The sequence below is a fragment of the Klebsiella sp. JN_Kp127 genome (assembly GCF_040062505.1).
Lineage (GTDB): Bacteria > Pseudomonadota > Gammaproteobacteria > Enterobacterales > Enterobacteriaceae > Klebsiella > Klebsiella quasipneumoniae.
In genome coordinates this window covers 23,781-33,099 of record NZ_JBEAHS010000015.1, presented here as the reverse complement: position 1 = coordinate 33,099, position 9,319 = coordinate 23,781, and the positions used below count along the sequence as shown (strand labels likewise).

Sequence of the window (9,319 nt, the reverse complement as noted above, 5' to 3'; positions counted from 1 at the left end):
GCCGCCACCCGGCACAAAATCGGCTCCGTGCCCGCTGTCCTTGCCCGGCGGCGCTGCGCTTGCGCGGGCCTACTGGCAGTCAGACCCGGACAGGTAGGCCGGGTAAGGCGCAGCCGCCACCCGGCAATAAAATCGCCGCACGTGCTCCATGCCTCTGCGGAGGCATTTTTTACGTCCGTCTGGCAAACCTGACAAATAACCTGGCAAGAGCAAACAAACGCCCCGGCGCCGCGGGCTGGTAGCTTAAGGGTGACAAAGCCGACATTCGCAGCGGCATAAGACAACACAACAATAAGATGAGGTCATCATGGCAAACGGCTTGAAATTTTCCCCTCGTAAAACCGCGCTGGCGCTGGCCGTGGCGGTGGTTTGCGCCTGGCAATCCCCGGTTTTCGCTCACGGCAGCGAGGCGCACATGGTGCCACTGGATAAAACGCTGGAGGCGTTTGGCGCTGACGTGCAGTGGGACGACTATGCGCAAATGTTTACCCTGATAAAAGACGGCGCTTACGTCAAAGTGAAGCCCGGCGCTAAAACCGCGATCGTCAACGGCAAAACCCTTGATCTGCCGGTGCCGGTGGTGATGAAGGACGGTAAAGCCTGGGTCTCCGATACCTTTATCAACGATGTGTTCCAGTCCGGTCTCGACCAGACCTTCCAGGTGGAAAAGCGCCCTCACCCGCTAAACTCGCTCTCGGCGGCGGAAATCAGCGACGCGGTGACCATTGTCAAAGCCGCGCCGGAATTCCAGCCTAATACCCGGTTTAGCGAAATTTCCCTGCATGAGCCGGATAAAGCGGCGGTATGGGCCTTCGCCCTGCAGGGTACGCCAGTGGATGCGCCGCGCACTGCCGATGTGGTGATGCTGGATGGCAAACAGGTGATGGAGGCCGTGGTCGATCTGCAACACAAAAAAATCCTCTCATGGACGCCGATCAAAGGCGCCCACGGCATGGTGCTGCTCGATGATTTCGCCAGCGTGCAGAACATCATCAACGCCAGCAGTGAATTCGCGGCGGTGCTGAAAAAGCACGGGATTACCGACCCTGGAAAAGTGGTCACCACCCCGCTCACCGTCGGCTACTTCGATGGCAAAGATGGCCTGCAGCAGGATGCGCGCCTGCTGAAGGTGGTCAGCTATCTCGATACCGGCGACGGCAACTACTGGGCGCACCCGATTGAAAACCTGGTGGCGGTGGTCGACCTGGAAGCGAAGAAAATCATCAAAATCGAGGAAGGCCCGGTGATCCCGGTGCCGATGGAACCGCGGCCGTATGATGGCCGGGACCGCAACGCCCCGGCGGTGAAACCGCTGGATATTACTGAACCGGAAGGCAAAAACTACACCATTACCGGGGATACCATTCACTGGCGGAACTGGGATTTCCACCTGCGTCTTAACTCGCGCGTCGGGCCCATCCTCTCGACGGTGACCTACAACGATAACGGCAAAAAACGCCAGGTGATGTATGAAGGTTCCCTCGGCGGGATGATCGTCCCCTACGGCGACCCCGACGTCGGCTGGTATTTCAAAGCCTATCTGGACTCCGGCGATTACGGCATGGGCACCCTGACCTCGCCGATTGTGCGCGGCAAAGACGCGCCGTCGAATGCGGTGCTGCTGGATGAAACCATCGCCGACTACACCGGCGCGCCGACCACCATCCCGCACGCTGTCGCCATCTTCGAGCGCTACGCCGGGCCGGAATATAAGCACCTGGAGATGGGCAAGCCCAACGTCAGTACCGAGCGCCGGGAGCTGGTGGTGCGCTGGATCAGCACCGTCGGCAACTACGACTATATCTTTGACTGGGTATTCCACGACAACGGCACCATCGGTATCGACGCCGGCGCCACCGGGATTGAGGCGGTGAAAGGCGTGCTGGCGAAGACCATGCACGACCCCAGCGCCAAAGAGGATACCCGCTACGGAACGCTGATCGACCATAATATTGTCGGCACCACCCACCAGCATATCTATAACTTCCGTCTCGACCTCGACGTGGACGGCGAAAACAACACCCTGGTGGCGATGGACCCGGAGGTGAAGCCCAACACCGCCGGCGGCCCGCGCACCAGCACCATGCAGGTGGATCAGTACACGATTGACAGCGAACAGAAAGCGGCGCAGAAATTCGACCCGGGCACGATTCGCCTGCTGAGCAACACCAGCAAAGAGAACCGCATGGGCAACCCGGTCTCTTACCAGATCATCCCTTACGCCGGCGGCACCCATCCGGCGGCGACCGGCGCCAAATTCGCCCCGGACGAGTGGATCTACCATCGTCTGAGCTTTATGGATAAACAGCTGTGGGTGACGCGCTACCACCCGAGCGAACGCTATCCGGAAGGCAAATACCCCAACCGCTCCGCTCACGATACCGGGTTAGGCCAGTATGCGAAGGACGATGAGTCGCTGACGCACCAGGATGACGTGGTGTGGATCACCACCGGCACCACCCACGTGGCGCGGGCTGAAGAGTGGCCGATCATGCCAACCGAATGGGCGCACGCCCTGCTGAAGCCATGGAACTTCTTTGACGAAACGCCGACCCTCGGCGAGAAGAAACAGTAATCTTAACCCACGGTGAAATCGAGCAGGATTTTACCGCCTCTTCCCGGCTGGCCGGCGGCGGCAATCGCCTCCCGCCAGTCGTTCAACGCCACCCGCCGGGCCGGCGGTTGCGTGGTCGTCGGCAGCCGTTGCCAGATTTCGTCGAACGCCGCCCGCCATGCCGCCACGCTGAGGCCAGGCAGCGCCTCCCGCAGATGAAACTTGCGCACCGCCGCGCTGGCGCGCGTCTGGATCAGCGGCCGTCCGGATAATAAGCCATAGGAGATCAGGGTCGATGACGCGGGCAGCACCGACAACAGCGTGTTCCCCAGCTCCCCGCCCACCGCGTCAAACACCAGATCGCTGTGCTGGCTGACCTTCTCCACCAGCGCCCGGTCGGCCTCAAGGATCGGATAGATCCCGGCCTGCTCCAGACGCGCCCGATGCTGCGGCGAGCGAATAATCCCGCTTACCGAACGGGCGCCCATGGCCAGCGCCCACTGCCCCAGCAGGCTGGCGCAAGAGGAGGCGGCGGCGGTCAGCACGATCTGTTTCCCGGCAACCGGCCAGCGTCTGAGCATCAGCATCGCGGTCAGCGGATTGATATACCCGCGGGCGGCCAGCAGATCGTCCACCGCCGCGGGAACCGGCACCAGCCAGGTCTCATCCAGATCGATAAACCGCTGCCAGGTGCCGCCCCCGCGCAGGGGCAGCACCCGCTGGCCCGCGGTCAGCCGGCTGCCGAACGGCGCGGCGACCACCTCGCCAAGGCCTTCGTAGCCGGGCACGGCCGGCAGTCGGGTACGGTGGCGATAGGCGCCGGTAATGGGGATCAGATCTGAGGGATTCACCGGGGCATAGCGCATCCTGACCCGCACCCGTCCGCCGGCCAGCGGCGCCAGCGGGGTGCGTTTCAGCGATAGCACCGCGGCCGGCGGACCGTAGCGGTCATAAACAATGGCGTCATTGAACATCGACAGGCTCCAGACAACGAAAGGCGGGATCATAGCAGATCCCGTCCGCAGCCGCTTACGCCGGTGGCCAGACCTGGGGGAACAGTGGCGAATCCAGCGGGTCGCCGTCCCGCAGAGTCAGTTCGGGGAACGGCGGCGAGGTCACGCCGCCGCGGTCGGCAAACGCGGCGTCATCCCCCACCCAGCGGGCGGAGAAGACCCGTCGCGCCCGCGCCCCGGGGTTGCCGCGGGCGCCATGGACGGTGCGAAAATGGAAGGCCACCGCGTCCCCCGGCTCCAGCGCCCAGCTGACGATATCGTACTCATCCTCATGGGCGTCGATATCCGGCAGCGCGCTGAACCGGGTGTGTTCGTAGAGCTTTGTGCCATTGAAGCGGGTGGGACTGTACTCCGCCTCCCAGCGATGCGACCCGCGAATGCAGCGCAGCGAGGTGGCTTCCGCTACCGGGTCCAGCGGGATCCAGAAGCTGACGTTTTGCCGGCCGGAGACGCAATAGTACGGCTGATCATGATGCCAGGGGGTGACCGTGCTGCCTCCGGCGGGTTTGACCAGCGTATGCTCATGGAAAAATTTCGCCGTCTGCGACTGCATCAGCGCAGCGGCGATCTCCGCGGCCGCCGACTGGAAGACAAACTCGCTAAACGCCGGGATCCGCGACCAGTTACAGTAATCCTGAAAGAAAGGCGGCGAGCCATCTTTGGGGATCACCGTGCGCGCATGACCATATTCGCTGGGGCTGGCCATCAGCGCCGTGACCCCCTCGGCGAGGCGCTCAACCCAGGGGGTAAAAACGCCCTTCAGTAATACCACGCCATCCGCCTGCCAGCGGTCGACAGTCGCTTGATCGATATGGGGAGAGTGTTGATTGTGCATCGCTTGGGTTCCTGTGTGGGTGGATCAGGTAAGCGGTTCTGCGGGCTCGGCGCGCATCCAGGCGCACAGCTGGCCCAGCATCGTCATACAGCGTTCGGTCTGGTCGATGCTGATGTACTCATCGGCCTTATGGCCCTGGGCCATGCTGCCCGGCCCGCAGACCAGGGTCGCGACGCCCATCTCATCGAACAGCCCCCCTTCGGTGCCGAACGCCACGGTGGAAAACCGATCGCTGCCGCACCACTGCGCCAGCCAGCGGGCGAAGTCGGACTGCGGATCGCTGAGCAGCGGCGGGTAGTGGCTCAATAGCTGAAACTGGATGTCGCTCTCACCGCCGACCCGGCGCATCTCCGGCAGCAGCCGGCGGCGGGCGTAGGCCGCCAGCGCCTCGGTGACCGCTTCAGGACGCATCCCCGGCAGGTAGCGGATCTCAAAATCAAAGCGGCAGGACTGCGGGACGATGTTCAGCGCGGCGCCGCCCTGAATGGTGCCCACCTGCAGAGTGCTGAAGGGCGGCGAGAAGCGGCTGTCCTGCTGCCGGGCCAGACCCGCGCCCAGCCGATCCAGGCGGTTAATCAGCCTGGCCGCGTAGCGGATGGCGTTCACGCCCTGTGGGGCATAGGCCGAATGGCAGGCCTGGCCCTCGATGCAGCAGCGCATGGCCAGTTTGCCTTTATGACCGAACACCGGCTGCATCTCCGTCGGCTCGCCGATGAGGCACAGCGCCGGTTTCTCCGGCGAGGCCTGCAGAAACGCCGCCAGGCTGCGCACGCCGAGACAGCCGACCTCTTCATCATAGGAGAAGGCCAGATGCAATGGCATCCGCAGCGGCGCCGTCAGAAAGTCATCCACTGCCGCCAGCACGCAGGCGAGAAAGCCCTTCATATCGGCGCTGCCGCGGCCGTAGTAGCGGCCATCGCGCTCGGTCAGGCTAAACGGCGGCACGCTCCAGTCCTGCCCGTCCACCGGGACCACGTCGGTGTGGCCCGAGAGCATCACCCCGCCGCCGCCGGACGGCCCCAGCCGGGCGTAGAGATTGGCCTTACCGCCCGACGGGTCATAAAAGCGGCGGGACGCCACGCCGCGGGCGGCGAGAAAATCGGCGATCCAGTCGATCATCGCCAGGTTCGAATGGCGGCTGGTGGTATCAAAGGCCAGCAGCGCGGCAAGGATCGCTCCCGGCGTGTTATTCATCGCCAGGCACGCCATAGGCCGGCGCCTCGCGCGGGTCGAGCGCCCGGGTAATATAGGCCTCCATTTGCGGCTCCCACGCCAGCCACAGCTGCTCAAGGGCCGCCAGCGGATCCGCCTCCGCCCAGTCAATGCGCAGGTCGACCACCGGCCACGGGTAATCATCCACCACCTTCACCGCCGCCGAGTGGACCGGGCCGGCCTCGCCCCCGGCGACGATCCCGGCGCGCAGCCCGGCCAGCAGCCGGCTGGCCAGCTCACCGGTGGCGGCCTCAAAGGCGCCCACCATCGCGGCGATCACGCCCTGACTGGCCAGCATATTGCCCGCCGCCACGCAGTTATCCCCCGCCAGGGCGCCGCCGATCCCGAGGGTGAACTCCCCGCTGAACACCGCTGTGTCGCCGTTGGCGTCAATCGCCGCGACCTGGCGATATTCACGGAAGCGATCCTCCGCCAGAGCCTGTTTCATGGCCTGCTCAACGCTGGCCCCCGCCTCGATCGCGCTGAGGATCTGCGGCCCCAGCGACGGCAGGGTAATATTCTGGCTGGAAACCGCCCCCACGCCGGGCAGCAGCCACGGACAGCGCGACCCGACGGCCATGCTCGATGAACTAATGGCGATGCCCAACTGACCCGTTTCCGGGCAGCGGGCGGTAAGGGAGAGGGTCATTCTGTCGCCTCCCCCTGCCAGTCGTCGGGGATCACCGCCGTGACGTCAATCTCCATCAGCCACTGCGGCTGCGCCAGGGCCGACACCACCACCCCGGTGGAGATGGGGAAGACCCCTTTCAACCATTTGCCCACCTCCTGATAGACCGGCTCGCGATAGCGGGGGTCGATCAGATAAGTGGTGGTCTTGACGATATGCGAGAGGTCGCTGCCGGCCTCTTTCAGTAGCTGTTCGACATTCTTCATCGCCTGCTCCGCCTGGGCCCGCGGGTCGCCGAGGCCGATCAGGTTGCCGGCGAAATCGGTGCCGACCTGGCCGCGAACGTAGACGGTATTCCCCGCCCGCACCGCCTGGCACAGATCGTTATTCAGCGCCTGGTTCGGGTAGGTCTCTTTGGTGTTAAACATGCGAATACGGGTATGGGTTGGCATCAAAGCACTCCTTCAGGAATCGGTTATCAGGACGGCTGGTAGCGCTGATACTGGCGCTGAATGGCGATCTGGTCGGCAATATATTTGGCATCGTGCCAGACGCCCCAGATAAAGGTGGACCCGCGCCGCGACAGCCACGGCAGGCCGAGGAAATAGACCCCCGGCTCCGTCGACACGCCGCGGTGATGCTGCGGCCGCTGCGCGTCATCGAAGGCGTTGACCTTCAGCCAGCGATAATCGGTGGTATACCCGGTCGCCCAGATGATGGCGCCGATCCCGGCCTCGGCCAGGTCGAGGCTAAGCAGCGGGTCGCTGACGCAGGCCGGGTCGGGCAGAAAGTCACGGGCGGAGGGCTCTTCGGGCAGATCCAAACCGTTGCGCGCTACCCAGTCGTCGGCGGCGTCGAGCAGCGCAAGATAGGAGGCATCGCCGCGGCGGATATTCTCCGCCAGGTCGGGGTGGAACAGCGCCCTGGCGCCGTCAAAGCCGCGGGTCTGCCCCACCAGGGTGACCCCCTGATGCGCCAGCTGGCGAAAATCGACGGTATGGCCGCCGCGCGCGCCGCTCACCGCGATAGTGACATGCTCTTTCCCCGGCGCATTGGCCGCGGCGTCCCACATCCCCAGCACGCCGAGCCACCAGCAAAAATCGCGCTGGCGATAGCGACGCGGCGGCCGGTCGTGCGCCCCCACCGACAGCCACACCGCGCGTCCGGCACGCTGTAGCTCATCGGCAATCTGCACGCCGGAGGATCCGGCCCCCACCACCAGCACGCCGCCCTCCGGCAGCTGCTGCGGATTAAAATAGTGCGCCGAATGGAGCTGCTGAATAGCCTCACTCTGCGGGGCGATGGCCGGGATCGTCGGGCGCTGAAAGGGTCCGGTAGCCGCCACGATCCGCTGCGCCTCAATTACCCCCTCGGAGGTGTCGACACGAAAGCCCGGCCGCCCGGCGAGGCGTTCGGCGCTGTACACTTCCACCCCGGTGCGGATCGGCGCATTGAAGCTGCGGGCATAGGCGGCAAAATAGTCCGCAACCTGCTCTTTGCCGACAAAGCTGTCCGGCGGGCAGTCAGGGAACACCATCCCCGGAAACCGATCGTGCCAGGCCGGGCCGTTGGCCACCAGCGAATCCCAGCGCCCGCTGCGCCAGGCCTGGGCAATACCCTGTTTCTCCAGCACCAGATGGGGGATATCCAGCCGGGTCAGATGCTCGCTCATGGCGACGCCCGCCTGCCCCGCGCCGACCACCAGGGTATCGATCTCGGTTATCTGTTCAGTCATTTCTCTATCCTTCAAGCACAGTTGCCGACGAGGTCGCCGGAATTGACGGCTTTCAGGTTATTTAACTGTGACGAATTGGTAAAATATTATAAAACGATCGACTGAATAGAATTTTACGAGGCTGAGTGGCGACAGAAAAAATAACGCCTGCCGGATCGACAGGCATTATTTCAGCCGTGAGAGGGGGTTAATTCGATACTGCGACAATAATCCATAAACAGTTGCGTCGGCCGCGTCGGCTCATTATTAGCGAGGTGCGCCATAATTAAGGTTGAGGCGGGCATGTCGTCGGCAATATCCCGCTGCACCACCCTTTCGCCATCGTAGGTCATATCGCAGCAGGGCCGGGTGACCAGCACCGAAAAACCGAGCCCCTGGCCGACCATACAGCGCACCATTTCGATAGAGGGGGAGCTGTAAGCCACTTCCGGGTGATAGCCTTTTTCCTTAAAGATGGAGATGAAATAATTTTTACTCGGGACCGCGTCGAGGAGGATCATCGGCTCGCGACTCAGCTCCTGCAGCGTCACCTGCGCCTTTTGCGCCAGCGGATGCGCGGCGGGCAGCAGCGCGTAGGGTTTATGCGGAGCATTAAGCCGCTCTTTATTGATCGAGTGGCCGAGCTCCAGATCGTAGACCAGCGCCAGGTCGAAGCGGCCGCGGTGCAGGCCATGCATCAGCTCATGCTGTTCGCCGTCATACAGATGCAGCGTAATTTCCGGATAGCATTTCTTAAACCCGGCCACCAGCTTCGGCATATACAGCGGGGCCACCGACTCAAAGCAACCGATGGAGATCATGCCAGAAACCAGCTCTTTATCCGCTCGCGAATTCTGCTCAAATTCCCACGACAGGCGCAGCAGCTCCTTCGCTTTATCGTAGATCCGCCGACCGCTGGAGGTGAGCGAGACGCCCTGCGCGTGGTGGCGAATAAACAGCTGCTGGTCGAAGGTGCTCTCCAGATTCTTAATGGCAATGGAAATTGACGGCTGCGCAATGTGCAGCTGGCGGGAGGCCTCGGCGATACTCTCCGTCTCCACCACGGTGACGAAATATTTGAGCTGCTTCAGGGTAAATCGGTTCATAGCATCACCATTGATAAAATATGGTCCGGCGCACGCGGGGAATAGTTTTCCTCTAAGTCCCAAGCAATCCGCGTGCCACCCGAGAAGAATGGCGGCGCATTGCCCGCCAGGGGGCGATATTATTTTTTCTCCTCCCGCGCCGGCGCGGTTTATTTCCCCGCTTGCACCATCATGCATCACGCTGCACATTGAGCAGGCAGCGGTCGCCCCAGTTTCGCGCAAAATAACCTGTCTGCATAAAATGGCGTTATTAAATT

Annotated in this window: 8 protein-coding genes; 1 reads left to right on the top strand and 7 read right to left on the bottom strand. The window is 63.1% G+C overall.

Features of this window, described 5'->3' with window-relative positions; all coding sequences use genetic code 11:
• The first annotated feature begins 307 nt into the window (after positions 1 to 307).
• Positions 308 to 2,575, top strand: a complete 2,268-nt coding sequence (gene tynA / locus ABLV04_RS07675) for a primary-amine oxidase (RefSeq protein ID WP_180265662.1) — start codon at positions 308 to 310, stop codon at positions 2,573 to 2,575.
• Positions 2,576 to 2,577: 2 nt separating this feature from the next.
• On the opposite strand, the gene ABLV04_RS07670 is transcribed toward tynA, so the two are convergent.
• From ABLV04_RS07670 to ABLV04_RS07640, 7 genes are all read right to left on the bottom strand, one after another.
• Positions 2,578 to 3,561: a zinc-dependent alcohol dehydrogenase family protein gene (locus tag ABLV04_RS07670; protein ID WP_162543131.1), complete on the bottom strand. Its 984-nt coding sequence runs from the start codon at positions 3,559 to 3,561 to the stop codon at positions 2,578 to 2,580.
• 22 nt (positions 3,562 to 3,583) lie between these two features.
• Positions 3,584 to 4,402 (bottom strand): phytanoyl-CoA dioxygenase family protein, encoded by an 819-nt coding sequence (locus ABLV04_RS07665; protein ID WP_044522619.1) that lies wholly within the window; start codon positions 4,400 to 4,402, stop codon positions 3,584 to 3,586.
• Positions 4,403 to 4,426: 24 nt separating this feature from the next.
• The gene (gene argE / locus ABLV04_RS07660) at positions 4,427 to 5,596 is read right to left on the bottom strand and encodes an acetylornithine deacetylase (protein ID WP_180265663.1); all 1,170 of its coding nucleotides are present in this window, start codon (positions 5,594 to 5,596) and stop codon (positions 4,427 to 4,429) included.
• Positions 5,589 to 6,263, bottom strand: coding sequence for a DUF1028 domain-containing protein (locus ABLV04_RS07655; protein WP_044522615.1), 675 nt, complete (start codon positions 6,261 to 6,263; stop codon positions 5,589 to 5,591). Before ABLV04_RS07655 ends, argE begins: the two co-directional genes overlap by 8 nt.
• Positions 6,260 to 6,694 (bottom strand): RidA family protein, encoded by a 435-nt coding sequence (locus ABLV04_RS07650; RefSeq protein ID WP_044522612.1) that lies wholly within the window; start codon positions 6,692 to 6,694, stop codon positions 6,260 to 6,262. The genes ABLV04_RS07655 and ABLV04_RS07650 overlap by 4 nt, the downstream gene beginning before the upstream one ends.
• Positions 6,695 to 6,720: 26 nt before the next feature.
• Positions 6,721 to 7,977, bottom strand: coding sequence for an NAD(P)/FAD-dependent oxidoreductase (locus ABLV04_RS07645; RefSeq protein ID WP_023289443.1), 1,257 nt, complete (start codon positions 7,975 to 7,977; stop codon positions 6,721 to 6,723).
• 170 nt (positions 7,978 to 8,147) lie between these two features.
• Positions 8,148 to 9,062 carry a LysR substrate-binding domain-containing protein gene (locus ABLV04_RS07640; RefSeq protein ID WP_004204026.1) on the bottom strand — a complete coding sequence of 305 codons (915 nt, stop codon included), beginning with the start codon at positions 9,060 to 9,062 and terminating at the stop codon, positions 8,148 to 8,150.
• Positions 9,063 to 9,319 lie beyond the last annotated feature (257 nt).

Excerpts from the sequence above, each read along its gene's own strand:
- tynA (WP_180265662.1), top strand. The coding sequence starts at position 308 with ATGGCAAACGGCTTGAAATTTTCCCCTCGTAAAACCGCGCTGGCGCTG.
- ABLV04_RS07670 (WP_162543131.1), bottom strand. The coding sequence starts at position 3,561 with ATGATCCCGCCTTTCGTTGTCTGGAGCCTGTCGATGTTCAATGACGCC.
- ABLV04_RS07655 (WP_044522615.1), bottom strand. The coding sequence starts at position 6,263 with ATGACCCTCTCCCTTACCGCCCGCTGCCCGGAAACGGGTCAGTTGGGC.
- ABLV04_RS07640 (WP_004204026.1), bottom strand. The coding sequence starts at position 9,062 with ATGAACCGATTTACCCTGAAGCAGCTCAAATATTTCGTCACCGTGGTG.
- ABLV04_RS07645 (WP_023289443.1), bottom strand. The coding sequence starts at position 7,977 with ATGACTGAACAGATAACCGAGATCGATACCCTGGTGGTCGGCGCGGGG.
- argE (WP_180265663.1), bottom strand. The coding sequence starts at position 5,596 with ATGAATAACACGCCGGGAGCGATCCTTGCCGCGCTGCTGGCCTTTGAT.
- ABLV04_RS07665 (WP_044522619.1), bottom strand. The coding sequence starts at position 4,402 with ATGCACAATCAACACTCTCCCCATATCGATCAAGCGACTGTCGACCGC.
- ABLV04_RS07650 (WP_044522612.1), bottom strand. The coding sequence starts at position 6,694 with ATGCCAACCCATACCCGTATTCGCATGTTTAACACCAAAGAGACCTAC.